Annotated in this window: 20 protein-coding genes and 1 pseudogene; 13 read left to right on the forward strand and 8 right to left on the reverse strand. The window is 70.4% G+C overall.

The genetic code is table 11. From position 1 onward, the window contains the following. The first annotated feature begins 2 nt into the window (after positions 1-2). Together GXB85_RS07580 and GXB85_RS07585 are read left to right on the forward strand one after the other, a co-directional pair. A complete protein-coding gene (locus GXB85_RS07580) occupies positions 3-914 on the forward strand; it encodes an alpha/beta fold hydrolase (RefSeq protein WP_161917033.1) in 912 nt (303 codons plus the stop codon). Then, a complete protein-coding gene (locus GXB85_RS07585) occupies positions 911-1,987 on the forward strand; it encodes a glycosyltransferase family 1 protein (protein WP_161917034.1) in 1,077 nt (358 codons plus the stop codon). The genes GXB85_RS07580 and GXB85_RS07585 overlap by 4 nt, the downstream gene beginning before the upstream one ends. 6 nt (positions 1,988-1,993) lie before the next feature. Here GXB85_RS07585 and GXB85_RS18125 read toward each other — a convergent pair. Further along, a pseudogene (locus tag GXB85_RS18125) lies at positions 1,994-2,224 on the reverse strand (response regulator transcription factor); the annotation flags it as partial. Between the two features lie 190 nt (positions 2,225-2,414). Then, positions 2,415-2,996, reverse strand: a complete 582-nt coding sequence (locus GXB85_RS07595) for a TetR/AcrR family transcriptional regulator (RefSeq protein ID WP_161917036.1) — start codon at positions 2,994-2,996, stop codon at positions 2,415-2,417. Positions 2,997-3,697: 701 nt separating this feature from the next. On the opposite strand from GXB85_RS07595, the gene GXB85_RS07600 reads away from it, so the two are divergent. The 4 genes from GXB85_RS07600 to GXB85_RS18805 all read left to right on the forward strand — a co-directional run bounded on the left by GXB85_RS07600 (position 3,698) and on the right by GXB85_RS18805 (position 7,732). Next, positions 3,698-4,528: an amino acid ABC transporter substrate-binding protein gene (locus tag GXB85_RS07600; protein ID WP_161917037.1), complete on the forward strand. Its 831-nt coding sequence runs from the start codon at positions 3,698-3,700 to the stop codon at positions 4,526-4,528. Between the two features lie 65 nt (positions 4,529-4,593). Further along, positions 4,594-5,217 (forward strand): amino acid ABC transporter permease, encoded by a 624-nt coding sequence (locus GXB85_RS07605; RefSeq protein WP_161917069.1) that lies wholly within the window; start codon positions 4,594-4,596, stop codon positions 5,215-5,217. Continuing rightward, the gene (locus tag GXB85_RS07610) at positions 5,204-6,022 is read left to right on the forward strand and encodes an amino acid ABC transporter ATP-binding protein (protein WP_161917038.1); all 819 of its coding nucleotides are present in this window, start codon (positions 5,204-5,206) and stop codon (positions 6,020-6,022) included. The genes GXB85_RS07605 and GXB85_RS07610 overlap by 14 nt, the downstream gene beginning before the upstream one ends. 666 nt (positions 6,023-6,688) lie before the next feature. Continuing rightward, on the forward strand, positions 6,689-7,732 hold the full coding sequence (locus GXB85_RS18805) for a prolipoprotein diacylglyceryl transferase family protein (protein ID WP_161917039.1): 1,044 nt from the start codon (positions 6,689-6,691) through the stop codon (positions 7,730-7,732). A gap of 135 nt (positions 7,733-7,867) precedes the next feature. Here GXB85_RS18805 and GXB85_RS07620 read toward each other — a convergent pair whose 3' ends face one another. The 6 genes from GXB85_RS07620 to GXB85_RS07645 form a co-directional block, all read right to left on the reverse strand. Continuing rightward, the gene (locus GXB85_RS07620; RefSeq protein ID WP_370524084.1) at positions 7,868-11,047 is read right to left on the reverse strand and encodes a beta-phosphoglucomutase family hydrolase; all 3,180 of its coding nucleotides are present in this window, start codon (positions 11,045-11,047) and stop codon (positions 7,868-7,870) included. Positions 11,048-11,189: 142 nt separating this feature from the next. Further along, positions 11,190-12,065, reverse strand: coding sequence for a DMT family transporter (locus tag GXB85_RS07625; RefSeq protein ID WP_202627688.1), 876 nt, complete (start codon positions 12,063-12,065; stop codon positions 11,190-11,192). 91 nt (positions 12,066-12,156) lie between these two features. Further along, on the reverse strand, positions 12,157-14,619 hold the full coding sequence (locus GXB85_RS07630) for a cation-translocating P-type ATPase (protein ID WP_161917040.1): 2,463 nt from the start codon (positions 14,617-14,619) through the stop codon (positions 12,157-12,159). 90 nt (positions 14,620-14,709) lie between these two features. Continuing rightward, the gene (locus tag GXB85_RS07635; RefSeq protein ID WP_237728070.1) at positions 14,710-15,801 is read right to left on the reverse strand and encodes a type II glyceraldehyde-3-phosphate dehydrogenase; all 1,092 of its coding nucleotides are present in this window, start codon (positions 15,799-15,801) and stop codon (positions 14,710-14,712) included. 48 nt (positions 15,802-15,849) lie between these two features. Next, positions 15,850-16,128 (reverse strand): metal-sensitive transcriptional regulator, encoded by a 279-nt coding sequence (locus GXB85_RS07640; RefSeq protein WP_161917041.1) that lies wholly within the window; start codon positions 16,126-16,128, stop codon positions 15,850-15,852. A gap of 77 nt (positions 16,129-16,205) precedes the next feature. Further along, the gene (locus GXB85_RS07645; RefSeq protein WP_161917042.1) at positions 16,206-18,992 is read right to left on the reverse strand and encodes a heavy metal translocating P-type ATPase; all 2,787 of its coding nucleotides are present in this window, start codon (positions 18,990-18,992) and stop codon (positions 16,206-16,208) included. A 697-nt stretch (positions 18,993-19,689) separates the two neighbouring features. Here GXB85_RS07645 and GXB85_RS07650 point away from each other — a divergent pair. The 7 genes from GXB85_RS07650 to GXB85_RS07680 all read left to right on the forward strand — a co-directional run bounded on the left by GXB85_RS07650 (position 19,690) and on the right by GXB85_RS07680 (position 26,368). Next, the gene (locus tag GXB85_RS07650; protein WP_161917043.1) at positions 19,690-20,544 is read left to right on the forward strand and encodes an amino acid ABC transporter substrate-binding protein; all 855 of its coding nucleotides are present in this window, start codon (positions 19,690-19,692) and stop codon (positions 20,542-20,544) included. 439 nt (positions 20,545-20,983) lie between these two features. Next, positions 20,984-21,229 (forward strand): hypothetical protein, encoded by a 246-nt coding sequence (locus GXB85_RS07655; RefSeq protein ID WP_202627689.1) that lies wholly within the window; start codon positions 20,984-20,986, stop codon positions 21,227-21,229. A gap of 420 nt (positions 21,230-21,649) precedes the next feature. Beyond that, entirely contained in the window at positions 21,650-22,717 is a 1,068-nt protein-coding gene (locus GXB85_RS07660) for a YibE/F family protein (protein WP_370524088.1), read from the forward strand. 328 nt (positions 22,718-23,045) lie between these two features. After that, on the forward strand, positions 23,046-23,519 hold the full coding sequence (locus GXB85_RS07665; protein WP_370524089.1) for a DUF305 domain-containing protein: 474 nt from the start codon (positions 23,046-23,048) through the stop codon (positions 23,517-23,519). Between the two features lie 207 nt (positions 23,520-23,726). Next, on the forward strand, positions 23,727-24,515 hold the full coding sequence (locus tag GXB85_RS07670; RefSeq protein ID WP_161917044.1) for a prolipoprotein diacylglyceryl transferase: 789 nt from the start codon (positions 23,727-23,729) through the stop codon (positions 24,513-24,515). A gap of 78 nt (positions 24,516-24,593) precedes the next feature. Further along, positions 24,594-24,866, forward strand: a complete 273-nt coding sequence (locus GXB85_RS07675) for an SHOCT domain-containing protein (protein WP_237728072.1) — start codon at positions 24,594-24,596, stop codon at positions 24,864-24,866. After that, a complete protein-coding gene (locus GXB85_RS07680) occupies positions 24,866-26,368 on the forward strand; it encodes a multicopper oxidase family protein (RefSeq protein ID WP_161917045.1) in 1,503 nt (500 codons plus the stop codon). Before GXB85_RS07675 ends, GXB85_RS07680 begins: the two co-directional genes overlap by 1 nt. Positions 26,369-26,672 lie beyond the last annotated feature (304 nt).

The following is a 26,672-nucleotide window of genomic DNA, read 5'->3' on the forward strand; positions in this document are numbered from 1 at the left end:
CGATGCCTCGTCGATCCGGGTGGCCCTCCCCCTCCACGCCGCTCCTCGCCGGCCTCCAGGCCCGGCAGGAGGAGATCGTGCTCCGCGGCGCGCTCACCCGTCTGTGGGTGTACGGCCGCGACGACGCACCCTGCGTGGTGTTCCTGCACGGCTACCGCGGGGACCACCACGGGCTCGAGCCGATCATCGCCCACCTCCCCGCGCTGCGCGTCGTGGTCCCCGACCTCCCCGGGTTCGGCCGCTCCCAGCCGTTGACCACCGGTCGGCACGACGTCGCGGGGTACGCACGCTGGGCGAGGGACCTGCTCGCTGCGGTCGCCACCGAGCACCGTCCGGTCCTCGCCGGTCACTCGTTCGGGTCGATCGTGGCCGCTGCCGCGCTGGCCGGTCAGGAGCGACCCCCGGTGCGTGGCCTCGTGCTGGTGAACCCGATCGCGAGGTCCGCACTGCGGGGACGGCACCGGCTGACCGTGCGCGGGACGGTTCTGCTCCACCGCCTCGCCGGGAGGCTGCCGGAGCGTGCCGGCACCTGGGTGCTGCGCCACCCGGTCCTGACCCGTGGGGCGAGCATCCTCATGGTCACCACTCCGGACCCCGGGCTGCGCCGGTGGATCCACGACGAGCACGATCGCCACTTCTCCTCGTTCGCCGACCGCCGCACGCTGCTGGATGCGTTCGACGCGTCGGTGTCGGGCGAGGTCGCTTCGTTCGCGCCGCACGTGACGACACCGACCCTGCTCGTCGCCGGCGACCGTGACGGCGTGGCGCCGCCGGCGGACCAGCATGCGCTGGTGCGCCTGTTCCCGGACGCGCGGCTCGTGATGCTGCCGCGCGTGGGCCACCTGACCCACTACGAGGCGCCCGACGAGGTGGCGCGGGCGCTCGTCGACTTCGTGGAAGGAGTGTCCGGGTGAGGGCGCTCGTGGACTGTCGCTACGTGCGGGTGGGCCGGCACGACGGCATCAGCCGCTTCACCGTCGGGCTCGTCACCGAGCTCGCATGGCTGCTACCGGTGGAGCTGCTCGTCAGCGACGAGCGGCAGCTCGACCATCTCCCGGACCTACCGTGGCACCTGATCAGCGCCCCGACGAGCTGGCGCGAGCCCTTCGTGGCACGGCAGGTTCGTCGCCTCCACCCGGATGTCGTCTTCAGCCCGATGCAGACGATGGGCAGCTGGGGCCGGGACTACGGGCTCGTGCTCACGCTGCACGACCTCATCTACTACCGCCACCGGACCCCACCCGGGGGCCTGCCGGCCGCGGTCCGGGTGCTGTGGCGCGCCTTCCACCTCGCGTGGTGGCCCCAGCGGGCCCTGCTGAACCGAGCGGACCACGTCGTCACCGTGTCGCGCACCACCCAGCACCTCATGGCGCGGCACCGGCTCACGCGCCGCCCGGTGACCGTCGTGACGAACGCTGCCGACCCGGGGCTACCGACGGGGACGCCGTCGCGCCACGAGCGACGGCCCGGCGTCCTCGTCTACATGGGCTCGTTCATGCCGTACAAGAACGTGGAGACCCTCGCCCGGGCCGTGGCGATGCTGCCCGGGCACGTGCTCCACCTGATGAGCCGGGTCACACCGTCCGACCGCACGCGTCTCTCGGACCTGGCCGGAGCCGAACGGCTCGTCTTCCACGACGGCGCGACCGACGAGGAGTACTGGCAGGTGCTGCGGGGTGCGACAGCCCTGGTCTCGGCGTCGCGCGACGAGGGGTTCGGCATCCCGCTCGTCGAGGCGATGGCCCTCGGCACGCCCGTCGTGGTCAGCGACATCCCGGTGTTCCGGGAGATCGGCGGTGATGCTGCGGCGTACGTGGACCCGGGTGACGCCGAGGGTTTCGCCGAGGCCGTCCGCGCTCTGGCAGACGGCGGGGAGTGGGAGCGCCGATCCACGGCCGCACGTGCGCGCGCCGACAGGTTCGCCTGGGACGCGTCCGCCGCGATCCTCGCCGACGTGCTGCGGCGCGTGGCGGGTGCCCGGCGCTGAGCACCGTCACCTTCCGGTGTCGCGCCCCAAGTACCGGAGGACGGCGAGCACGCGCCTGTGGTCCGCGGTGTCGGGTGTCAGCTCCAGCTTCGAGAAGATCGACGCGACGTTCTTCTCGACCGCCCCGTACGACAGGTACACGAGTCGCGCGATCGCGCCGTTGGACCGCCCCTGCGCCATGAGCGCCAGCACCTCGCGCTCGCGCTCGGTGAGCCGTTCGAGACGGTCGTCGGAGCGCTGCGTGCGCTGAACGTGCGGATGGCCAGGCTGCGCCACGGGGCTGGTCCGCCCGTTCGGGCCATGGACGGGCGTCTCCCGTCGAAGGTGCGCGCTGATCGTCATGAGCCGATCCTCGCGACCGGCGCGCACGCCCACATCGCCTCTGTGCGGCACCTCCTGCGTACCGCCGCAGCCGTAGGCGGCGGGGTCAGCGTCCGCCCGAGAAGGGCGCCAGGGCGTCGGGGATCAGGTCGTCGAGCTGTCCGGGGCGGATGACGCCGCAGCCGACGAGACCGGCGAGGCCCTGGAGCGTGGCGAGGAAGACCAGGCCGAGCCGCTCGGGATCGCGCACGGCGACCACGCCGTCGGCCTGGCCGCGACGGAACATCACGAGGATGGGCGCGAACGCGGATGCGGCTGCCTTCCCCACGGCGGCTCCGGCCGGCCCGTGCTTGTGAGCGAACATCAGCTCGACCAGGTTCGCCTCGGAGATCATGAAGTCCAGATGGGCCTCTGCGACCGACCGGAGCTGTGCGCGATAGTCGGACGACGTGTCGAGGGCATCCCGCAGCCGGGTCCCGAGCCGGGCGAAGCCCTCGACGGCCACGGCGTCCAGCAGATCCTGCCTGCCGGGGAAGTGCCGCCGCGGCGCGGCGTGGGTGACACCGACGGTCGCCGCGATCTCGCGGAGCGAGAGCTCGGCGGCTCCCCTGTCCCGGACCACCGTCGCGGCCTCGTCCAGGACCGCCTGACGCAGGTTGCCATGATGGTAGCGGCGGGCGGAGGTCATGACTGCCGCTGTATCCGTCGGCCATGGGCGCGGGGGTCTGCCCACCAGACAGCGAGAGGCCCGCACCGCCGAAGCGGTGCGGGCCTTCCGACCTGCTGTTTCACTGTCGGGATGACAGGATTTGAACCTGCGACCCCTTGACCCCCAGGCTCCCCCGCGCGGTTGGCCGACCGTATTCGCAGCGCCGTTTGTGCAGGTCAGGTGTCCTTTCGCGTCCAGCCGCGTCCGAGATTGCCCACCCCGTCTTAGCCTAGTTAGGCTGTCACTTTGGCAGTCAAGGCGGACCCCATGATGGTGCAGCCTGGACGACGTCACCGTCACCCAGGCCTCGGCCGTGTGGGAGTTGCGCGCCTCCTCCCCGACGCGTCGCGTCGGCAGGTCTTCTCCCGCGCGGGGAACCTCCGGCTTTCCTAGCTGCATCACCCATTTGCGTGCGGCCACGCGCTGGGCTGTGGTGGACTACGCCCATGGGCCCCTTCGTGTCTCGTGTGTCGTGTCGTGCCGGCCATGTGCGCACGTCGTGTTGTCCGGGACCCCGCGCCCACTGAGCCCGACGTCTCCGACCGGACCTGAACCGGTCTGCCACCGCGCGAGCCCCCGATTGGCCGATGCCTCGGCATGCGGGAATTCCCTGCGCGCTCACTCGTGTTGCCCACCCGTTGGAGCGTCACTCGACGCTTGCCGTCTCCCGAAGGACCACCATGACCAGGTTTTCTCGAGTTCTGTCCCTGAGCGCGGTCGTGACCGCCGCGGCTCTGGCCACCGCCGGCTGCTCGGCCGCTGACGACGACGCCGCCCCCGACACCACCGCGGGTTCGCAGGGCGACACGTCGTGGGTCGACGTCCAGGAGGCTGGCGTCCTGGTGGTCGGCACGGAGGGCACCTACCGGCCGTTCTCCTTCCACGAGGACGGGTCCGGTGACCTGGTCGGCTACGACGTGGAGGTCATCCAGGCGGTAGCCGACGAGCTCGGCGTCGAGGTGGAGTTCCAGGAGACCCAGTGGGACGCCATCTTCGCCGGCTTGGAGGCGGGTCGGTTCGACGTCATCGCTAACCAGGTGTCGATCACCCCGGATCGCGAGGAGTCGTACACGTTCACCGAGCCGTACACGGTCTCGAACGGCGTGGTCGTGGTTCGCGCGGACGACGACTCGATCAGCTCGTTCGAGGACCTCGACGGCAAGACCACCGCGCAGTCGCTGACGAGCAACTGGCACGCGCTGGCGAAGGAGAACGGGGCGCAGATCGAGGCGGTGGAGGGCTGGGCCCCGGCCGTGGCTCTGGTGGAGCAGCGCCGGGTCGACGCCACGATCAACGACGAGCTGACGTTCCTCGACTACGCGCAGAACAACGACGCCTCAGGACTGAAGGTCGCGGCGGAGACCACGGACCAGTCCTTCAGCGCGTTCGCCCTCGCCCAGGGGCATGAGGAGCTCGCGCGTGCGATCGACGAGGCGCTCGCCACGCTGGCGGACGACGGCACCCTTGCGGCGATCTCCGAGAAGTACTTCGGTGCCGACGTCTCCCGCTGACCAGTGCGGGAGAAGGTGACGTGAGCCCGGAGACGCTCGAGCTCCTGACCAGCTCCTTCTGGCCGATGGCGCGGGGGGCGATCACCGGCACGATCCCGTTGGCCCTAGTGTCCTTCTCCCTCGGCCTGGTGATCGCGCTGGTGGTCGCCCTCATGCGCCTGTCGAAGCGCCGGTGGCTCTCGCGGCCGGCGCGGGCGTACGTGTCGGTCGTCCGCGGGACGCCGCTGCTCGTGCAGCTGTTCGTGATCTTCTACGGGCTGCCGTCGATCGGTGTGGTGATCGACCCGTGGCCCAGTGCCGTGGTGGCGTTCTCGGTGAACGTGGGTGGCTACGCCGCCGAGGTGATCCGGGCGGCGATCCTCTCCGTGCCCAAGGGGCAGTGGGAGGCGGCCCACATGGTGGGCATGTCCCACGCCGTCGCCCTGCGCCGGATCGTCCTGCCGCAGGCCGCGCGAGTCTCGGTGCCGCCGCTGTCCAACACGTTCATCAGCTTGGTCAAGGACACGTCGTTGGCGTCCCTGATCCTCGTGACCGAGCTATTCCGCGAGGCTCAGCAGATCGCGGCGTTCAGCGGGCAGTTCATGGTGCTGTACCTCGAGGCTGCCGCCCTCTACTGGGTGATCTGCCTGGTGCTGTCCGCCGGGCAGAGCCGTCTCGAGCAACGATTGGATCGCTATGTCGCCCGGTGACCACGACGTCCTGGAGCCCCCGGGCGGCCACCCCGCGCCCGGGGAGCCCGGCGAGCCCGTCCTCGTGGTGGACGGGCTCGGCAAACGGTTCGGCGACCACGAGGTGCTGCGGTCGGTGGACCTCCGGGTGCGACGCGGCCAGGTGCTCGCCGTCATCGGCCCCTCCGGCTCGGGCAAGACCACCGCACTTCGGTGCCTCAACGGTCTGGAGATCCCGGACACCGGGCGTGTCGCCGTGGGCTCGGAGCTCGTCGTGGACTTCTCTGGCGGCGCCTCCCGCGCTGAGATCGCGGCCTTGCGGGACCGTTCCGCGATGGTGTTCCAGCACTACAACCTGTTCCCGCACAAGACCGTCCTGGAGAACGTGCTGGAGGGGCCGGTCGTCGTCCAGCGGCGGCCCCGCGCCGAGGTCACCGTTGAGGCCGTGGAGCTGCTGCGGCGCGTGGGGCTGGCCGACAGGAAGGACGCCTACCCGTTCGAGCTGTCCGGCGGGCAGCAGCAGCGCGTGGGCATCGTGCGGGCCCTGGCCCTTCGCCCCACCCTCCTGCTCTTCGACGAGCCCACGTCCTCGCTGGACCCTGAGCTGGTCGGAGACGTCCTGGGACTCATCAAGGAGCTCGCGGACGAGGGCTGGACCATGGTGATCGTCACCCACGAGCTCCAGTTCGCCCGGGAAGTCGCCCACGAGGTCGCCTTCATCGACGGCGGGACGGTCGTCGAACACGGGCACCCCGACCAGGTGCTGCGCGACCCACGCGAGGAACGCACCCGGCAGTTCGTCCAACGCCTCCTGCACCCCTTCTGATCGCCATGATGGAAACGGCGGTCCGCACTGTGAAGCCTGGGGGTCTGGACCCCAGCAGGAACATCGGACGCGGCACGCTGAGGACCACAGGGGCGCGGAGCCCATCGTCCTGCGCCCATCACAGGTCGCCGCGGTAGCCCGTCCAAGCGCGGTGCGTTCGAGGGACGGCATCTTCAGTGAACCTTGACCATTCCCGAACGAACAGCACGGGATTGGCGCGCAATCGTGGGCACCTGCATCGGTTCACGGTCCTGCGAGAGGGCGGCCATGGCGCGTCGAACACCTAAACGGCGATCCTCGGGCACGCGCAAGCCCCCAGCGGCGCCTCGAGCAGCGAGCCCACCCACGCCTGGTGGGTTGCGCGATCCGATCCGTGACCCGGCAGAGGCTTCGACCCTTTCGTTGCCGATCCGCTTCCCCCTCCTGGGAGCCCACACGCCGGGCGCTTCTCAGCCGCGGGTGCCGCCGTCGGGCGTGACCCGGCCGAGGATCAGCGGCACCGCCGCTAGCCAGACCTCCGGCGCCACTTCCGCCAAGGCGACTCCGAGTCAGGCCCCTGGTCCGGCACCTCTGCCTCCGACACATCCCATGCCAAGGCTCGCACGGGTAGGCGGTGCGGGGGGCCGCGCCAGCGCCTTGGAGTTCGTCGCGTCACCCTTCCCGGTCGTGGACGGGCTCGGCCCGCATGCCCTGGGCATCACCTACTGGTTCGACCCTCCAGCGACGTCGGGTCCCCACCAGGTGGCGGTCCGCCTCACCGGCCGTCGGCTCGACGTCGACGAACCCCGGACCCCCGCCGACGACTTCGCCACTGTGGCGAGGCTCGCTGAGGTGCGACCAGACAGCGGCCGGACGGCCCTGACGCACCGCGTTGTCGGTAAAGCGGCCGGGCGCTGGCACGTGACGGCGGACGCCGTGGCCACGGTCAAGTCTGGTCGCGACCGCCCGGACGTGGTGCGACTACCCTCCGCTGAAGCCGCTGGAGAATCGACATTCGCGACCGTTGCGACCATGCGGGCACCCGGGGTGCTGCTGGGTGCCTGGCCCGCGATGGTCGTGCTCGGCGTCACGCTGGCCCTGATCCTGCAGAGCGTCTTGGCTCGGGCGCACGGCCTCGCGTCGGCCAACGTTCTGGTTGTTGCGCTCGTGGCCAGCGTGCTTGGCGCAATCGGGGCCAAGGGCTACTACCGACTGACTCACATGAAGGAGCGCACCAGGCTCTCGCTCTCGGGCCTGAGCGTTCAAGGTTTCGTGATCGTCGCAACCGCGACGTTCATCATTGGTGGGGCGATCCAAGGTCTTGCTGTCGGGCACCTCCTGGATGCCACGGTGCCCGCCCTGCTCGTCGGTCAGGCGGTCGGCCGGCTCGGCTGTCTACTGGCCGGGTGCTGTGCAGGCGTACCGACCACCTCCCGATGGGGTGTGTGGTCCTCCGACCGTCGCGTGGGCACCCGTCGCGTGCCGGTTCAACTGATGGAGGCGGCTGCGGCCGCAACCCTGGCGGTAGCGACGACTGTTCTCGCCTGGCGCACGCCGACGTCATCGGGAGGTCTTCTCTTCGTCGCCGGCGTTGCCGGGTACGTCGTCGTACGCCAGCTTCTCTTTCCCCTTCGCGGGCTCCCGCGCTCCACCCCGCATGGCCGCCAGGTCACCTTGGCGCTGGCACTGGTGACCCTGGCCGGCGCCCTGGCGGCGACCCTGCTCGGTTGAGCGCCCCTTGCTCATGCACCCGCGCTGCCTCGATCCAGCACAGCGGAGGGGACATGTGCCTGGCCTGTGTGCTCGTCGCCCCGGTCTCGGTGGGCGGCGCATCGTCGCGTGGTGACAGGACTGGGGCGGGGTGGGTCATTGCTGCTCAGCGCACGGGCCGGTGCGGCTCCCCTGCCTCCCGGCTCGGCCTTCCTCCTCGGGTTGCCACCCGTCTGCCGCGCGGCGGAAGCGGTGGACGCTGCCTGGGGTCAGTGCGCGCACGTGCTCGTCCACCCGCAGTCGGATCCGCGCGTCGCTCACGCCTGGATTGGAGGCGACGGTCAGGCTCTTGTCGTCGATCGCGATCTCCAGGCGCTGTCCGCGGTGCTGGGTGCTGAACCGAAGACCACGCTGCCTGGCGGGCAGGGCGGGGTCCAGGACGACGTTGGGGCCCTCGGTGCGTAGTCCGGCGAAGGAACGCATGAGGATGTCGATCGTGCCAGCCATGGCGCCGAGGTGGATGCCTTCCTGGGTCGTTCCGCCCTGGGTGTCGTCCAAGTCGGCGGCCAGGGCTTCGCGGAAGACGTCCCAGCCGCGGGTCGGATCCAGGCCGGCGAGGACCGAGGCATGCACCACTCTGCTCAGCGTGGAGCCGTGCGCGGTGCGGGCAAGGTAGTAGTCGACGGTGCGGGTCAGCGCCTGACGGGTTGTGGGGTAGCCAAGCCGGTCCAGCATCCCCAGCAGCGTGTCGGGCCCAAGGAGGTAGGCGAGCATGAGGACGTCGGCCTGCTTGGCGACCTTGTACCGGTTCGTGGTGTCGCCCTCGGCCTCGAGAATCAGGTCTAGGCGGCCGATGTTGCCGTACCGGCGGCGGTAGAGGCCCCAGTCCAGCTCGGCGAGATCGTCGTAATCTGCGAACTGGCCGATGACACCGTCGCGGAGGAACGGCACGCTCATGCGTCGACTCAGGTGCTGCCAGGCAGCCCTCTCCTCGGGCCGGATCTGAAGGCGGGCGTGGACGTCGTCACACCCGTGCCCGGTCACCTCGCGAAGGACGTCGACGGCGCGCTGGCACACCCACGCGGTGAGGACGTTCGTGTAGGCGTTGTCGGTCAGGCCCGCCCCGGGATCGTCGGGGTAGCCGTCGTGGTACTCGTCCGGGCCCATCACCCCCCGGATGTGGTAGCGGTCGTCGACGGTGTCGTGGCTCGCCATGGCGGTGAAGAGGCGGGCGACCTCGATGATGAGGTCAGCGCCACGCTCCGCGAGCCAGGCAGCATCACCCGTGGCCTGGTAGTACTGCCAGGCGTTGACCGCGACGGCGAGCCCGACGTGACGCTGCCGATGAGAGTTGTCCGGCATCCAGCGGCCCGAGCGACTGTTGAACAGCATCACCGGTGTCTCTTCGCGGCCGTCGCTGCCGGACTGCCACGGGAACATCGCCCCGGGGAGCCCTTCCCGGGCCGCAGCCCGCCGCGCGGCATCCAGCCGGCGCCACCGGTAGTCCAGCAGACCGCGACTGACCTGCGGCAGGTAGGCGGTGAGCACTGGCAGGACGAACAGCTCGTCCCAGAAGACGTGTCCGCGGTAGCCCTCGCCGTGCAGGCCGCGGGCCGGTACGCCGGTGTCGAGCTCGGAAGTGTGCACCGAGAGGGTCTGCTGCAGGTGGAACAGGTGCAGGTTGAGCACGAGGCCGGTCTGGGTGTCGGCGTCCAGCTCGACACCGAAGCGCTTCCATAACCGCTCCCACGCGGCAGCGTGAGGGCCGAGAAGGTCCTCTAAGCCGCCCGACGTCGCGTCGAGCTCCCCGAACACGGCCGACAGGGGCGAAGCAATGGCAGGGTCACGCGAGGACACGGCCGCTACCGCCTTGTCGATGGTGACCGGCGCGCCGTCGGTGACCGCTACCTCAAGGGCGTGCCAGTGCAGATCTCCGTCGTGCTCCAGGACGGCGTCCGGTGCTGCTTGGTCGACGGTGGTCAGGGCCCCCACCGCGATGTGGATCTGGCTCTGCAGTGTCGTGACCTCCACCACCAGCCTGCCCGGTCCGGCGTCGTGGACACCGGTGGTGCGCAGGTGACGGTTGGCCAGGGCGGCGTACTCGGCGACGTTGGCGTTGACCACGCCGGCATCGATGCCGGAGCGCACTCGCAGAGTCCCGCTCCACCCCTCGGGCACGACCGTGGTCTCCAGCGCCGCGACGTGCCGGCGAGCCATGGAGACGATGCGCCGCTGCCGAAGACGCATCCGCCGGCCGGCGCCGTCGGTGAGCACCGCGGTGCGGGTGAGCACTCCGCGGCGCAGGTCGAGCTCGCGCCGCTCGTCGGTGGCCGTCAGTCCGCCGGCGGACCACCACGGTCCTTCGGTGGCGAGGTCGAGAACCAGCCAGTTCGGCGCATTGACCAGGCTCTCGTCCTCCACCTGGCGGCCATGGACCGTGGAGACCAGGCGGTTGTAGACACCGGCGAGGTAAGTCCCGGGGTAGTGCACCCCGTCCGCACCACGCTCCGGTGCCGCGCCCCGGGCGCCGAGGTAGCCGTTGGCAAGGGTCGTCAACGCCTCACGATGACCCTCGTGGGCGGGGTCGAAACCCTCATACACCAGCGTCCACGGGTCGGCCCGGAGGGCACCAAGGTCGAGCTGCGCGACATCCTCCACGACCAGATGAGCGCCGGCGTCCTCGAGTTCGCTCCGCTGCCCGGCCCGGGCTACGCCAACCACGAGCCCGAAGCCCCCTCGCCTGGCAGCCTGAACGCCGGCGACGGCGTCCTCCACCACCGCAACCCGGTCCGGGGATACCCCCAGCTCGTGCGCCGCCTGGAGGAAGGTGGCGGGGTCGGGCTTGCCCGCCAGGCCGAGCTCGCCGGCACGCTCGCCGTCCACAACGACGTCGAAGGCCCCGGACAGACCTGCGGCCGTCAGCAGGGCCGCAGCGTTGCGGCTCGCCGTGACCAGCGCGACCGGCACACCACCGGCCCGCAACCGCTCGAGCAGGCCGACCGTGCCGGGGAACGCCTCAACGCCTCGGTCGGCGATCAGATGGAGGTAGATCTCGTTCTTCCGCGCCCCCAGCCCGTGCACCGTCCACTCCCCCGCGGCGTCTTGTCGCGTCCCCAGGGGAATGTCGAGGCCGCGGGCGGCGAGGAAGGCGGCAACCCCGTCCTCCCGGGCGCGTCCGTCGACGTAGCGCCGGTAGTCCGCGTCCGTATCGAACGGCTCTGCGGAGGCCGCCCCCGCTGTGCGTGGATCGGCGAGCACCATGTCGAAGAGCTGTCGCCACGCCTCGGCGTGCAGTGTGGCGGTGTCGGTGACCACACCGTCCATGTCGAAGATCACGGCCTCCTGCGGCGGTAGAGCCCCAGTCGGGGCAGGCGCGCGCAAGGAGCCCCCAGGCTCTGGCGTCGGATGTCTCACGGGCTCCTCCGATCTGTTCGCCGGCCCGGTGCTGCCTCCAGCCGGGGTCGAGCCCTCCAGCGGGTCAGTGGTGGGGCCGAAGCGGGGACTGGGACGTCGGCGTCGGGGCGGTGGACCGCCATCGGGGGCGCAACGCGACCCACATGGCCGCCAGCACCGCGGTCAGGCCCGCAGCCGTCCAACCGCCGGGGCGCTCTCCCAGGACGACGGCGGCCAGCAGGATGCCAAGGACGGGTGTCAAGAAGGTCCACGTGGTCAGCGTGTCGAGGCGGCTGCGGCGGACCTCGGTGAACCAGGCAACCGTTGTCGCCGCAGTGCCTACCAGTGCCAGGAACGCCAGCGACAGCACGAAGCGTGGGGTCCACGCCACCTCAGGGGCGCCCTCCACGGCTGCCGCGACGGCGGCGAGCACCACCCCGCCGATGACCAGGTGCCAGCCGGTGGCGGTGATCACGTCCATCCCGCCCAGGCGACGGGAGAGCAGGGTCCCACCGGTCACGGCGGCCGCGGAGAGCAGCGACAGCGCCGCCCCGCCACCCCCACCCCCGGGCACGGCTACCAGGACTAGGCCCGCGAAACCAACCGCAAGCGCGGTCGCTGTCCGGATCGAGAGTCTCTCGCCGTAGAGCCACCAGGCGGGCAGCAGGATCAGAAGTGGCTGGGCGTTGGCCAACACCGCGGCGGTGCCCGCGGCACCACCGGCCACCCCAGCGAACATCGCCGCGAAGGCCACCGTGACATTCACGAGGCCCAGAACGGCGAGGAGCATCCAAGCGTTCCTGCCGCGGGGGGTCGGCCGGTGCCACGCCGCTCCCAGGGCCAGCAGCGCCAGGCCGGCCACCAGAGCACGCAGTGCCGCGAACCAGAGCAGCGGGGCATCGCGCAGCCCCCAGTCGATGAGGACGAAGCACACCGCCCCCGCCGCGGTGATCCACAGCATGCGACCCCACCGTGGGCTCGCCATCGCCCCGCCCTCCACCGCGGGCGAACCGCGGGGAGCCACCGCTGCGCGGTCCACGCCGACCGGCATGTCAGCTGACCCCGGCGGGGGCCGGTGCCGCCGGCTCCGGCTCGCGTGCCGTGCCCTGCGGCGCGGCCGGAGTCTGCTGCGCCGGCAGCCGGAGCCGCTTGAGCAATAGCGCGTTGACCGTCACGACGACCGTCGAGCCCGACATCGACAGGGCCGCGATCTCCGGGCGCAGCATCAGGCCGAACGCGGGGTAGAACACCCCGGCGGCGATCGGCAGTGCCAGGGCGTTGTATGCGATCGCCCAGGCCACGTTCTGCCGTTCCTTGCGCACCGTGCCCTTGCCGATGCGTAGCGCCACGGACACGTCCAGGGGGTCCGAACGCATCAGGACGATGTCCGCGGTCTCGATCGCAACGTCGGTCCCCGCGCCGATCGCGATGCCGATGTCCGCCTTGGCCAGCGCGGGGGCGTCGTTGACGCCGTCGCCGACCATCGCCACGGTCTTGCCGGCCTGCTGCAGCTCGGCGACCTTCTCCGCCTTGTCGCCGGGAAGGACCTCGGCGATGACGGTGTCGATGCCGAGCTGCTCGGCGATGCGCTGAGCGGTCGCCTCGTTGTCTCCTGTGAGCATGACCACCTCGATCCCGGACTCGTGCAGCGCGGCGACCGCCGCCGCCGCCGTCTCGCGGGCGGCGTCGGCCAAAGCGATGACCCCGACCCCGCGTCCGTCCACCGCGACGAGTACCGCGGTGCGACCGGACGCCGCCAGCTCGTCCCGGCTCGCAGCCAGATCGCCGAGCTCCACGCCTTCTTTCGCCATGAGGCGGAGGTTGCCCACCAGCACCCGCCGCCCGTCGACCACTGCCGTCGCGCCATGTCCCGGCACATTCAGGAACTCGCTGACCTCCCGCCCGGGCACACCCAGCCGAGCGGCGTGGCTCTCGATGGCCCGGGCCAGGGGGTGCTCGGACTCCCGTTCGACGGCAGCGACCAGGGCGAGCATCTCCTCCTCGCTCATGCCCGCCACGACGACGTCGGTGACCTCCGGCTCCCCCTTGGTCAGGGTGCCTGTCTTGTCCAGGACCACCGTGTCGATCCGCGCAGTGCCCTCCAGGGCGGTCGCGTTCTTGAACAGCACCCCGCGCCGCGCCCCCACACCGGTGCCCACCATGATCGCCATGGGTGTCGCGAGTCCGAGGGCATCGGGGCAGGTGATGACCACGACCGTGATCGCGAACAGCATCGCCAGGGCCACACCGGCACCGGCGAGCATCCACACCGCGAACGTCGTGCCGCCGGCGACGAGGGCGACGAACACCAGCCAGAACGCGGCGCGGTCGGCCAGGCGCTGCCCGGGGGCCTTGGAGTTCTGCGCCTCCTGGACCATCTTGACGATCTGCGCCAACGCCGTGTCCGCGCCGACCTTCGTGGCCCGTGCCCGCAGGGTCCCCGTGGTGTTGATCGACGCACCGATCAACTGAGCCCCCGGCGCCTTCTCCACCGGCATGGACTCCCCGGTCACCATGGACTCGTCGACCTCGGACTCCCCCTCCTCCACCACGGCGTCGACCGGGATCTTCGAGCCCGGCCGCACCAGCAGCAGGTCACCGACGACGACCTCAGACGTCGGGACCTCCACCGGCTCGCCGTCGCGGAGCACGACCGCCTGGGACGGGGCGAGCTCGAGCAACGTGCGCACGGCGTCGTTCGCTCCGCCCCGGGCTCGCATCTCCAGCCAGTGCCCGAGGAGCACGAAGGTGGTCAGAACCGTGGCCGCCTCGTAGAAGACCTCTCCCCCGCCGGTGAAGGTCACCACCAGGCTGTACAACCAGCCCGCGCCGACGCCCACCGCGACCAGGACCATCATGTCCAGCGTCCTGGCCCGCAACGCCCGGTAGGCGCCGTCGAAGAAGATCCACGCCGAGTAGAACACCACCGGCAAAGACAAGATCAGCGAGAAGACATCGTCACGCAGACCGAACGGCGCCGGAAGGGTGAACCCCAGGACCTCGCGCCCGATCGGCGACCAGAACAAGATCACCACTGACAGGACGGCCGCGACCAGGAACCGGTTGCGCATGTCCCGGGTCATGTCCGCCATCGACCCGCCGTGCCCGCCATGGCCCATCGCCTCCTGTGCGGACTGACCGGTCGGTGCGTCGCCGTCCTTGTCCCCGTGCCCGGTGTCCCCGTGCCCAGCGGCCCCGTGCGTGCCATGGCCCTCGGCCCCCGTGCGGGTGTCGTCTGGGGTCCGGGCCTCGGTCGACGCCGGCTCCGTCATCGGGTGGCACATGTGACCCGGTACGGACTGCCCCGCACAGTGGTACCCGCACTCGTTGACCCAGCTCACCAGCTGGGCGATGGAGGTCTCGTCCGGGTCGTAGGTGACCGTCGCCGTCTGCGAGACGGCGCTGGCCTCGACGGCCAGCACTCCTCCCTGGCGCATCAGGGTCTTCTCGATGACCGACTCGGAGGTGGCCCAGTGCAGACCGCCCACCTCCAGCACAGTGGATTGGCGTTTCATGATCTTCACGTCCTTGCCCGGCCTCGTGGCCGATCGATGGTGCTCCGCGCCTGGCGCGGAGGGTGTCCCTCATGGCCCGTCAGGCGGGCCTCACGCGGAGGGGTCGGGCAGGAAGTCGCGGCGCATGCCCAGGACCTCGTCGGTCGTGGCGATCGAGGTGGCGCCGTCGGTCACGGTCCCGGCCAGCGCCCGGATGGCGTCGATCGTCTCGGGGATGACGATCGACTCGTTGTTGACCTGGTAAGTCAGGTATGCCTCGTCCCCCTCAACGGTCAGGACGTCCTCCCACACGGCGACCTCCCACATGTCCCCGCGTGGCCGGCCCAGGTCGCGCATCAGCTCGACCGTGGTGTTCGAGGCGGTCAGCCCGTCCGCCATGCGGATGAAGGCGATCCGCGGCGCAGCACGCAGAGCCTCGAGAACCTCCTCGCGGCTGGCCACTCGGGTCAGCTGCAGGGTCCAGAAGTGGGTGTGGGTCTGGGTGTGGGCGGCCTTGGCCGCGATGGTCACGACGTCCAGGTCGGGCCGCACCGTGCGGGCGTCCGGGCCCTGATGTGAGGGGATGGAGCTCTCGGGCACCAGGGTGTTCATGATTCCGCCCTGGTGGGACTCTCCCGGGTCGGTGGCCCGACGGATCAGAACCCCGCGGGCGCGGGCGAGGAGGTCGGCGTCCTGCAAGGCCCCAAGGACACGCACGATGCTGGTGGTGTTGCACGAGACCACCCGCGTGGTGTCCCGGCCGAGCGCCGTGGCGTAGTTGGCCTGGGCGACGAAGGAGTGGCCGGTGGTGGCGTGCGACTCCCCTCCCTGGAAGACGGCCTTGACCCCGGCGGCCCGGTATGCCTCGAGGTTGAGTGCCGCGACCTTCTTCGGCGTCGTGTCCACCACCACGTCCACCTGGCTGAGCAGGTCGGCCACGGTGCCGGCCACCGGCATCCGGGCAGCCCGCATCGCGGTGCCCGCGTCCGTGGTGGCAGCGAACACGTCTAGGCCGAGCCCGACAGCGGTGCGCACCCGCCAGTCCGTGGCGACGTCCGCCACCCCGACCAGCTCCATGTCGGGCATGACGCGGACAGCATCCGCGACCCGCTTGCCGATAACTCCGTAGCCGTTGACAGCAACCCTGATGTTCATCCTGGCCTCCAGTACCTGTTCCGTATCGTGTGTTCTCTGAGTCGGCATCGCGGCCGGGGTTGTGCCGTGGTCGACGGCTGCAGTGGTTCTACCGTTCTAGCTGCGGACCAGGCGGGCGATCGCGTCGGCGGCTTCCTTGAGCTTGGCGTCCTTCTCGGGTCCGCCGACTTGGGCGGCGTCGACCAGGCAGTGGCCCATGTGATCCTCCAGCAGGCCCAGGGCCACACACTGCAGGGCCCGGGAGGCGGCCGAGACCTGGGTGAGGACGTCGATGCAGTACTTGTCCTCCTCGACCATGCGGGCGATGCCACGGACCTGACCCTCGATGCGGCGCAACCGGATGAGCAGGTCATGCTTGGAGTCGGTGTCGGTCATCAGATCCTCCTGCCGGAAGGCCCCCGGGGTGCCACCGCTGTCAGGTTCGGTGGCACCCCGGGGGGGGCTCGTCCGAGTTAGGGCGCCACCGCGGTGGCGTAGCGGGCGGGGTCGGCACGGAAGCTCTCCGCGCAGTGGGGGGAGCAGAAGTGGTACGTCGTGCCCTCGTGCTCGGCGGTGTCGGCCGCCGAGGCGGGGTCGATGCTCATCCGGCAGACCGGGTCGGTGACCTTCTGGGACTTCTCGGACATGGCGTGCTCCGTTCCTTCTTCATCGTCTTTCCCTATCTCCACCACCGGGTCGATGGCGGCGACCTGGACGGCCTCGGGCAGAGGCCGTGGGGTGAAGGTGCGCAGGCGATTGGCGTTGGCGACCACTGACAGCGAGGACAAGGCCATAGCAGCCGCGGCGATGATCGGGCTGAGCATCAAGCCGAAAGTCGGGTACAACGCACCCGCGGCGATCGGGATGCCGATCGCGTTGTACATGAACGCGAAGACCAGGTTCTGACGGATGTTGCGCATGGTGGCCCGGGACAGGTCCACCGCCGTGACCAGGCCGGACAGCGCACCGGAGATCAAGGTGATGTCGGAGGACTCGATGGCCACGTCGGTGCCGGTGCCGATCGCCGATCCGACGTCGGCCTGGGCCAGGGCCGGTGCATCGTTGATGCCGTCCCCGACCATCCCGACCACACGGCCCTCCCCCTGGAGCCGCTTGACCTCGGCGGCCTTGTGCTCGGGCATGACCTCGGCCACCACGCGCCCGATGCCGACCTGACGGGCGATGGCCGCGGCCGTGGCCCGGTTGTCCCCGGTCATCATGATCACGTCGATGCTGCGCTTCTGCAGTGCCGCGATGGCGGCCGCTGAGCCTTCCTTCAGGGTGTCGGCCACGCCGACCACACCGGCGAACCGCCCGTCGACGACCACGAACATCGGGGTCTTGCCGTCGGCGGCGAGCCGGTCCGCGTCGCTGGTTCGGGCGGCGACGCCGACGCTGTCGAGAAGGCGTCGATTCCCGACCAGGACCTCGCGGCCCTGGACCAGGGCACGCACTCCTTGACCGGTCACGGAGTCGAATGCGCTCACCTCCGGCAGTCGGATGCCGCTGTTGAGGGCGCCGGTCACGATGGCCGTAGCCAGGGGGTGCTCGGAGGAACGCTCCACCGCCGCGACGAGGGTGAGGAGCTCGACGTCGGTGAACCCGTCTGCGGGCAGCACGTCGGTCAGCGCCGGTGTGCCCTTGGTGATGGTCCCGGTCTTGTCCAGCACGACGGTGTCGAGCTTGTGGGCCGTTTCCAGTGCCTCGGCGGAGCGGATGAGGATGCCCGCCGTGGCGCCCTTGCCGGTGCCGACCGTGATCGACAGCGGCGTGGCGAGCCCCAGAGCACAGGGGCAGGCGATGATGAGCACCGACACGGCAGCGACCAGGGCGAAGACCGAGGCCGGCGGTGGGCCCACCAACGCCCAGATCACGAACGTCCAGATCGCGATGCCGATGACCGCCGGGACGAAGTAGCTCGACACATGGTCCACCAGACGCTGGATCGGCGCTTTGGAGCCCTGCGCCTGCCGCACCAGCCTGATGATCTGCGCCAGCATCGTGTCCGCACCGACCTTGGTCGCGGTGTATCGGAAGGCACCGGTCTGGTTGATGGTCGCGCCGATGACCGGGTCACCCCGCCCCTTGGTCACGGCGATCGGCTCGCCGGTCACCATGGACTCGTCGACAGCGGAGGTCCCCTCCACCACCTCGCCGTCCACGGGCAGCTTCTCACCGGGCCGGACCACCACCACGTCACCGGCGAGAACCTCGTCGATCGGGACCTCGAGCTCCTCGCCGTCACGGACCACTCGTGCGGTGCGCGGCTGCAGGCCGATCAGTGTCCGGATCGCCTCCCCGGTGCCGGCCTTGGCCTTGGTCTCCAGCAGCCGGCCCAGCAGGATCAGCGTGATGATGACCCCGACTGCCTCGTAGTACACCTCGCGGGTCTCCTCGGGTAGCAGACCCGGGGTGAACGTCACCACCAGGCTGTAGCCGAAAGCCGCGATCGTGCCGAGGGTGATCAGCGAGTTCATGTCCGCGGTGCGGTGCGACAACGCCAGCCAGCCGGTCTTGTGGATGGGCCATCCGGTGTAGAGCATCACCGGGGCGATGAGGACCAGCTGCAGCCAAGGGTTCATCAACACCTCGGGAACCCACGTGGCGGCGAAGAGCTCCATCGCCATGACCGCAAACAGAACAGGCAGCGTCAGCACCGCTCCCACGAGCACTCGGCGACGCAGATCCGCGATCTCTATGGCCCGCTCCCGCTCCTCGGCGTCCCCATCCTCGGTCCGCCCAGGCAATGACGTGGACGGCTCAGCGCGCGCCGGCTCTTGCCGGGCCGGACGGCGCTCGGAAGCACCGTCGTCGTGGCCGTCGTCGTGACCGGCTGGTCGCTCAGCGACCGCAACAGCACCACCGGCGGTCGCCTGCCCAGTCGACCCCTCCACGACCCGCACCCGCCCGTGCAGCATGTTCATCCCACACGCGAATCCGTACTCCCCAGACACAGTCGGGGTGAACTCCACGGCAGTCGTGGCGTTCGCGGGCAGACTCTGATTGATCCTGAAGTCCGGGAACACCACACGCGAGGAGCAGTCACCGGTCTCCTGCCGGTCGAACACCAGGCGCACCGGAACACCAGCCTCGACCTCGACGAGATCGGGGCTGTAGCCACCCTTGACCGTGACCACGACCTCCTGCACCCCGTCGGCGAGCTCTGCGCGACGGGACCTCTTGGGCCCGAAGAAGTACCACCCGAGCAGCACCGTCAGCACGACGCCGCCCAGGACGACCGACCAGTCGAACGCACTCATCTCTCCACCTCCAAGGATGTGGCTGAACCGGCCCGGGGTGCCGACAGCGAGAACCCTGCGCCCTCGACGGCTGCACGGACAGCCTCGGGCTGCGGGGTCGAACGTGAGACGAGCACCAGCCGGGAGCCCCCGCCCTTGACGAGGTCGACCCCGACGGACCTGACCCCTGCCAGGAGCCGAACCCGTTCGATCAGGCTCGCCAAGCAGGATCCGCAGGTCAGTCCCCACACTCGGTACGTCTTGCGTCTCACAACACCGACCTCCAATACCCCCGATGGGTATGACCCCAGGTAACCGGCGGGAGGTGTAGAGGACGTCCATGAACGATGAAGTCCCGATGAAGGAGTTGGCGGTCGCATGCCGCGCGTCCGGGCGTACGACGAGGTGTGGTGAACTTGGCCCATGCTCGCACCGCACACTCTCCGCTCGACGACGGCTCGCACCGCTCGCCCGATGTGGATGACGTGTTGTTGCGGTGCGCCCCGGTGCTGTTGACCCCCGTCACCACGGCCGGCCACCGGCCCTGACCGAGGCCCTCGTCTGACGCACCGGCGTCACGGTCGCGCCCCCGCGGTCGTAGCCAGGCTGCGGCCTCGTCCCGCGCAGCGGTCTCCGCAGTCACCGCAGCCACTTCGGCTGCACGCCCGCGCCCCACCCCACCCGTCCCGCGCCCCCGGGCGCCCCTGGAAGGATCCCGATGAGCACCTCGCGCCTGTTCCCCGTTCGCGCCCGCACGGCGGCTGCCGTCCTGTCCGTGGCGGTCCTTGCCCTCACGGCCTGCTCCACCGACGCCGGCACCGCCGAGGCCGACGGTTCCGCGGAGCCCGCCCCCGCGGCCGGGGACGACACGTCCCTGACCGAGGTCCAGGAGCGCGGGACGATCACCGTCGGGACGGAGGGCACCTACCGGCCCTTCACCTTCCACGAGGACGGCTCGGGCGACCTGACCGGCTACGACGTCGAGATCGTGACGGCGGTGGCCGAGGAGCTCGGACTCGAGGTGGAGTTCGAGGAGACCCAGTGGGACGCCATCTTCGCCGGGCTCGAGGCCGGCCGCTTCGACGTCGTCGCGAACCAGGTGTCCATCACCCCCGAGCGCGAGGAGGCGTACACCTTCTCCGCGCCCTACACCGTCTCGACCGGTGTGGTCGTGGTCCCCGCCGACGACACGTCGATCAGCTCGTTCGACGACCTCAAGGGCAGGACCACGGCCCAGTCCCTGACCAGCAACTGGCACACGCTCGCCGAGGAGAGCGGCGCCGAGATCGAGGCGGTCGAGGGCTGGGCGCAGTCCGTGGCCCTCGTCGAGCAGGGGCGGGTCGACGCCACGATCAACGACAAGCTCACCTTCCTCGACTACGCCGCGAACAACGACGCCTCCGGCCTGAAGGTCGCGGCCGAGACCGAGGACCAGTCGCTGAGCGCCTTCGCCTTCCGCGACGGCAGCGACGCGCTGGCGGAGGCATTCGACGAGGCGCTGGCGACCCTCGCCGAGGACGGCACCCTGGCGGAGATCTCCGAGAAGTACTTCGGCGAGGATGTGTCGGGCTGAGATGACTCAGCCCGCCTAGGACCTGGTCCTCGACTCGCTGGGCCCGGCTGGGCCATGGGTGTGATCGTGACCCACGAGCTCCAGTTCGCGCGACGTCGCGCACCAGGTCGCCTGCGTCGGCGGCGGGCCCATCGCCGAGCACGGGCCCGCTGCCGAGGTGCTGCGTGAATCCGCGCGACGACCGCACCCTGCAGTTCGGGCACTGCCTCCTGCATTGACCACTTCTTCAGGCAGTCTTCGCCGCACCGTGACAGCGCGGCTTCATCCTTGTGCGATGTCGACCTCTGCAACCACAGTGTCGGTCCTGAGAGTGGACGGAGACGTCGCGCGCCGTGCTCGTCGAGGGCCGGCAACGTTCGTCACTGGTGGGCTCGGCGCCCTCGGAGGGATCGCCCCCCACATCCTCCACCACGCGGGGCCCCTTGTCGGCACCGCACTCGTGACCGGCGCAGGGGGCACCGCGCTCTTCGGGCTGCTGGGCCTGGTGCTCTCCGTGCCGATGCTCCTGCGCCTTCGACGACGCTTCGACAGCTGGTGGGCACCGGCGGTCGCGCTCCTGGTCTTCACCGCCATGTTCGCCGTCTCGTCTCTTGTGATCGGACCACGGATCAGCGCGTCCGGCCCCGAGCCCGTCCAGCAGGAGCAGCAAGAGCACGACGAGCACCATGACGGCACGGACGGCTGACGCTCTGGTCGAGCACCGGTCGCGCGGTGATCTTGATGAGCGATGGGATGCCGGGCCCCCGGCCCCGTCCGTCACCGTCGCATGAAGAACCAATGGTGATTCCGTTGCTTTCGGTGAGCAACGCTCGACCTACGGCCAGGATCGGGGGGTGCAACTGACAGCAGATCCGCCCCAGCTCTTCCTGGACCGAGGACGTGCTTCTCGAATCGCCGAGGCTCCTCCACGGCCGACAGCCTGCTCGCGCGATCACCGGTGAGATCACCTCGGTTCACGTCGCCCGGCCGGATCACCATCGTGTTGACCGCCGTCCTGCTCCCACTACTCGCGGCGACGGGGGCGGGACTGGTGTTGCTGTGGCCTACCGGCACTCCGCCTCAGACCGGCGTCGTCGCGACGGACGCCACGTACCCCGTCGGGCGCGTGATCGCGGCGACCACCGAGTCGTGCGCGGGCGAGAACGAGGACCGCCGACCGGACGGGGACATCCCGGACACTGTGGCGTGCACCCTCGTCACCGTCCGGGTCACCGGTGGAGACTCGGCGGGTCAGGAGGCGCGGGTCTGGGCCCCGGCGACCGTGCGTGTGGACGACGTGCCGCCAGGGACCGCAGTCGTGCTCGTGCAGTACCGAGCGCCCGACGGCGAGCCCGAGGGCTGGGCGTGGTTCGACTACTCCCGGACCGTGCCGCTCGGGGCACTCACCGTTGCCTTCGCGCTCATGGTCACCGCGGTCGCCGGCCTGCGTGGGATCCGTGCCCTCGTCGGACTCGCGGTGGCTGGTCTCGTCATCGCAGTCTTCATGCTCCCAGCGCTCCTCGAAGGCAAGGACGCCCTAGCGGTGGGCCTCGTCGGCTCTTCGGCGATCATGTTCGTCGTCCTGTACATGGCCCACGGCTTCTCAAAGCGCTCGACCACGGCTCTGCTCGGAACCTTCGCCGGCTTGGCGATGACCGTCGTGCTCGGAGTCGTCGCTGCGAGGACCGCGCACCTCACCGGAATCTCGACCGAGGAGAACTATCGGTTGGCGATGCTGACCGGACGGCTCGGAGGCGATGCTCTGCGCGGGCTCTTCCTCGCCGGGGTCACCCTGGCCGGCCTCGGGGTGCTCAATGACGTCACAGTGACGCAGGCCTCGGCCGTGTGGGAGCTGCGCGACGCCGACCCCACCGCGAGCCGACGTCGCCTCTTCTCCCAGGCCATGCGGATCGGTCGCGATCACATCGCCTCGGCCGTCTACACGATTGCGTTCGCCTACGCAGGCGCCGCCCTGCCCGTGCTCCTGCTCCTCGAGGTCTACAAGAGCCCTCTCTACCAAACGATCAGCAGTGGCGAGTTCGCCGAGGAGATCGCCCGGACCCTCGTCGGATCGATCGGCCTTGTCCTGGCGATTCCCTTGACCACCCTGATCGCCGTCATGGTGGCGACCGCAGAGCCGGTGCGCCGTCGTCACGCGGCAGCCGTCCCCCGTGCGCACGCACACGCACACTGACGCCTACCCGCGGAGCCGAACTCGGCGCACCGTCCCGTGAGCGGCATGGGTCCACCACGGTTCAGCGTGAGGATAGTGACACTCTTTCATCAAACCTTCATCGCAGGCTGAGGAAGTACTCGCCGTGGTGACGCAAGGTGGTGTGTGCGCCGCCTTGAGCGGTACGTCGAGACACCTGGGAGTCACTGTGAAGAACCTGCGAACTGCCGCTACCGCCTCCGTTGCGGCGGTGGCCCTTGGCCTGACACTGGCCGCGTGCGGCGGGTCGGACGATGCCCCGGCGAACACCGAGGCCGCCTCGACGAGTGCGAGCGGCGAGGGTGCGACGGTGCACAACGACGCCGACACCGAGTTCGCGCAGATGATGATCGTGCACCACGAAGGTGCGATCGAGATGGCTGACCTGGCTGTGGCCCAGGGGTCGTCCTCGGAGGTGCGCGAGCTGGGTGAGCGCATCTCGGGGGCCCAGGACCCTGAGATCGATCTGATGACGTCGTGGCTGGAGGCCTGGGGGGAGGACCTCCCTGTCGACGCCGAGATGGGCGGCATGGACCACGGGGCCATGGAGATGGACGGCATGGACCAGGAGGCCACGATGGACGAGCTCGTGGGCCTCACCGGGGAGGAGTTCGACCGTCGGTTCCTCGAGCTCATGGTCGAGCACCACGCGGGCGCGGTCGAAATGGCCGAAGAGCACATGACGGCCGGGGAGAACGCTGAGGCGGTCGAGCTGTCGGACACGATCATCGAGGACCAGACGGCGGAGATCGCCGAGATGGAGGACCTCCTGGCGGCTCGGTGAGTCCCTCCTGAGACATGTGAGATACCCGCTCCGGGGTGGTCCCGGGCGGGCACCTCGCGTGCCGAGCCGCCCACGGGCTGCTTCTTCATCAAAGAGTGACCGCGCGTCCGTGGGCTCTTGATGGGCACCGTCGAGGCTGGGGTGGTCCGCAGACGACGACGGGTGCCTCTCGGCACGACGTCGGGCGACTCCTAGTGGTAGGGACTCATGCAGCCAGTTCTGTTCTCCGTTCTCGGGCTCGACATCCAGACCTACGGTCTGAGCAAGGCGGCGGCTGCCTTGGTCGCGGCCTTCCTGCTCGGACGGGCGTTCCACAGGAGGGGTCTGGCGAAGGACTCTGCCCATGCGCTGGTCATGTGGGCCACGGTGTGGGGCTTCGCGGCCGCCAAGGTGTACTACCTGCTTGAGCAGTTGCCCACGATCACCGCGCACGACCTCGGCGGGATGGGCTTCACCTGGTTCGGTGGACTGATCGGCGGGGTGGGTGCGGCGCTGGTGATCATCCGGCGACATCACCTACCCCTGGGCCTGGTCGCCGGCCTCGCGGCGATCCCGCTGACGGTCGCCTACGGGATCGGCCGCCTCGGGTGCCTGCTCTCGGGTGACGGCACGTACGGCCGCCCGAGCGACCTGCCGTGGGCCATGTCCTTCCCGAACGGCGTGGTCGCCACCGACGTCCCGGTGCACCCGACCCCCCTCTACGAGGCCCTCGCGGCCGGGATCATCGCCCTCGTGCTGTGGCGGCTCGCACGTCACCTCGCTCCCGCTGCCCTCTTCGGCGCCTACCTGGTCCTGAGCGGGGTCGCGCGACTCCTCGTGGAGTTCCTGCGGATCAACGAGCCCGCCTTCCTGGGCCTGACCCAGCCGCAGCTCTGGTCGGTCCTGAGCATCGTCCTCGGCGCGCTCCTCGTCGTCCGGGTCACGGCGGCGGGCACGGCGCCGGCCGCTCGGCCCGTCGAGGAGGTCCCTGCCGCCACCGCGCACGCGCCGAGCTGACGTACAGTGGATACCCCCGGAGGTATGTGTCGCCGGGTTGTCATCGATGACCGAGGAGAGGGGCGTTCCGTGGACGTGATGATGAGGTCCTGGAACGGGATGGGCATGGGCATGGGCATGGGGATGGGGTGGAGCTGGGTCTTCGGGCTCTTGCTCCTGGCCGGTGTCGTCACGCTCGTCGTCCTCCTCGTGCGGCTGACGGTCGACGGTGGCCGTCGTCGGGGCGAGCACCCGGGGCCCGGCGCGGCTCAGAGCCGTGCACGAGAGGTCCTCGACGAGCGCTACGCCCGCGGTGAGATCGACAGCGCGGAGTACGAGGAGCGCCTGCGGACCCTGCGGCGCGACCCGTAGTGGAGCCGCTCACCCGACGGCAGGTGCTGCAGATCGGCGCCCTGGGCGGGCTGGGGGTGGTCGTCGGCGGCACCGGGCTCGCCCGGGTCGGCGCTCCGTGGACCCCGCGCCGTACCGCCCCGGGCTCCGTGGCGGGTTCGGCCGGGCAGGAGCTCGTGGAGCCCGAGGTGCTGCGCAGCACGGACGGGCGGCTCCGGGTCCGGCTCGTCGCGCAGGAGCAGGACGTCGTCGTGGCGGGCCGCCGGGCTCGTGTGCTCGCCTACAACGGGAGCGTGCCGGGGCAGACCTGGCGGGTGGGGCCCGGTGACCGGATCGACGTGCGGCTGGAGAACCGCCTCGAGACGCCGACGAACCTGCACACCCACGGCCTGCACGTGTCCCCGCAGGGCAGCTCGGACAACGCCCTGCTGAGCATCGGTCCAGGGGAGACCTTCGACTACACCTTCGAGCTGCCGCGTGACCACCCCACGGGGGTGTTCTGGTACCACCCGCACCGGCACGGGTACGTCGCCGACCAGGTCTTCGCAGGCATGTACGGCGCCATGGTCGTGGAGGACGACGACGTCGACGTGGCCCGCGAACGCGTCCTGGTGGTCTCCGACATCTCCCTGACCCCCGACGGCGCCGTCCGCGGCATCACCCCACAGGAGCGGATGGCCGGGCGCGAGGGAGACCTCGTGCTGGTCAACGGTCAGGTCCGCCCGGAGATCTCTGCACGCCCCGGGGAGCAGGAACGCTGGCGCGTGGTCAACGCCTGCACCTCCCGGTACCTGCGCCTGGCGCTGCCCGGGCAACAGCTCCGGCTCCTCGGGATCGACTCCGGTCACGAGGCGGCCCCGCGCGAGGTGGACGACGTGGTCCTCGCACCGGGCAACCGCGCCGACCTCCTGGTCGCCATGAGCCCGGGCACCGGTGAGCTACGCACGCTGGGCTACGACCGCGGCGAGGCGATGATGGGCATGATGTCCGGGCAGGACCTGTCCGGCCCCCGGACGCTGGCGACCGTGACGGTGACCGGTGCCGCCGCCGACGCCGCCCGTCCCGGCGACCCCGTGCGCCCCGCCCGCCAGGACGCGGAGCCCGACCTGCGGCCGAGCCGGGTCGACGCCCACCGCGAGATCACCTTCACCATGGGCGGGATGGGTGGCATGGGTGGCATGGGCGGCATGGGTGGCATGGCGTTCGGCTTCGACGACCGGGCCTTCGACCCCGAGCGCATCGACCAACGGGTCGTGACCGACTCGGTCGAGGAGTGGACGATCCGCAACCCCACACCCATGAACCACCCCTTCCACCTCCACGTATGGCCCATGCAGCTGACCGCGGTTAACGGCACCACCCTCACGGACCCGACGTGGCGCGACGTGGTCGACGTCCCCGCCGGTGGCCACGTCGTCGTCCGCATCCGGTTCGCCACCTTCCCCGGCACCACCGTCTACCACTGCCACATCCTCGACCATGAGGACGTCGGGATGATGGGCATCGTCGCAGCCGCGAACTGAGCCGGCTGCGAGGCCGGTGGGCAGGCCGGATGCCCTGCGCCGACCAGCACCGAGGACAGTGACAAGACGACGCGGCCCGGTCACCGTGATGGGGACCGGGCCGCGATCGTCTCGGGCAGTGGCTCAGGCGGTCGTGGTCTCCCCACTGCGATGGGCGCACTGATGTTCTGCTCGGGGCAGCTCAGCGACGGTCGGGGCCGCGGCGTCCGTCTGCGTCGAGGACCCGCTGCGACAGCACTGGTCCTGCGCGCCGCTCTCCTGGCAACAACCACTCATCGTCACTCCTCTTCTCGGGTCGTGCTCT

The sequence above is a fragment of the Cellulomonas sp. APG4 genome, assembly GCF_009996735.1.
Lineage (GTDB): Bacteria > Actinomycetota > Actinomycetes > Actinomycetales > Cellulomonadaceae > Actinotalea.

Coding starts and splice junctions, on each gene's coding strand:
- GXB85_RS07595 (WP_161917036.1), bottom strand. CDS start 2,996: ATGACCTCCGCCCGCCGCTACCATCATGGCAACCTGCGTCAGGCGGTC.
- GXB85_RS07605 (WP_161917069.1), top strand. CDS start 4,594: ATGGCGCGGGGGGCGATCACCGGCACGATCCCGTTGGCCCTAGTGTCC.
- GXB85_RS07640 (WP_161917041.1), bottom strand. CDS start 16,128: ATGACCGACACCGACTCCAAGCATGACCTGCTCATCCGGTTGCGCCGC.
- GXB85_RS07630 (WP_161917040.1), bottom strand. CDS start 14,619: ATGAAACGCCAATCCACTGTGCTGGAGGTGGGCGGTCTGCACTGGGCC.
- GXB85_RS07610 (WP_161917038.1), top strand. CDS start 5,204: ATGTCGCCCGGTGACCACGACGTCCTGGAGCCCCCGGGCGGCCACCCC.
- GXB85_RS07625 (WP_202627688.1), bottom strand. CDS start 12,065: ATGCTGTGGATCACCGCGGCGGGGGCGGTGTGCTTCGTCCTCATCGAC.
- GXB85_RS07600 (WP_161917037.1), top strand. CDS start 3,698: ATGACCAGGTTTTCTCGAGTTCTGTCCCTGAGCGCGGTCGTGACCGCC.
- GXB85_RS07650 (WP_161917043.1), top strand. CDS start 19,690: ATGAGCACCTCGCGCCTGTTCCCCGTTCGCGCCCGCACGGCGGCTGCC.
- GXB85_RS07580 (WP_161917033.1), top strand. CDS start 3: ATGCCTCGTCGATCCGGGTGGCCCTCCCCCTCCACGCCGCTCCTCGCC.
- GXB85_RS07645 (WP_161917042.1), bottom strand. CDS start 18,992: ATGAGTGCGTTCGACTGGTCGGTCGTCCTGGGCGGCGTCGTGCTGACG.
- GXB85_RS07670 (WP_161917044.1), top strand. CDS start 23,727: ATGCAGCCAGTTCTGTTCTCCGTTCTCGGGCTCGACATCCAGACCTAC.
- GXB85_RS07675 (WP_237728072.1), top strand. CDS start 24,594: ATGATGAGGTCCTGGAACGGGATGGGCATGGGCATGGGCATGGGGATG.
- GXB85_RS07635 (WP_237728070.1), bottom strand. CDS start 15,801: ATGCCGACTCAGAGAACACACGATACGGAACAGGTACTGGAGGCCAGG.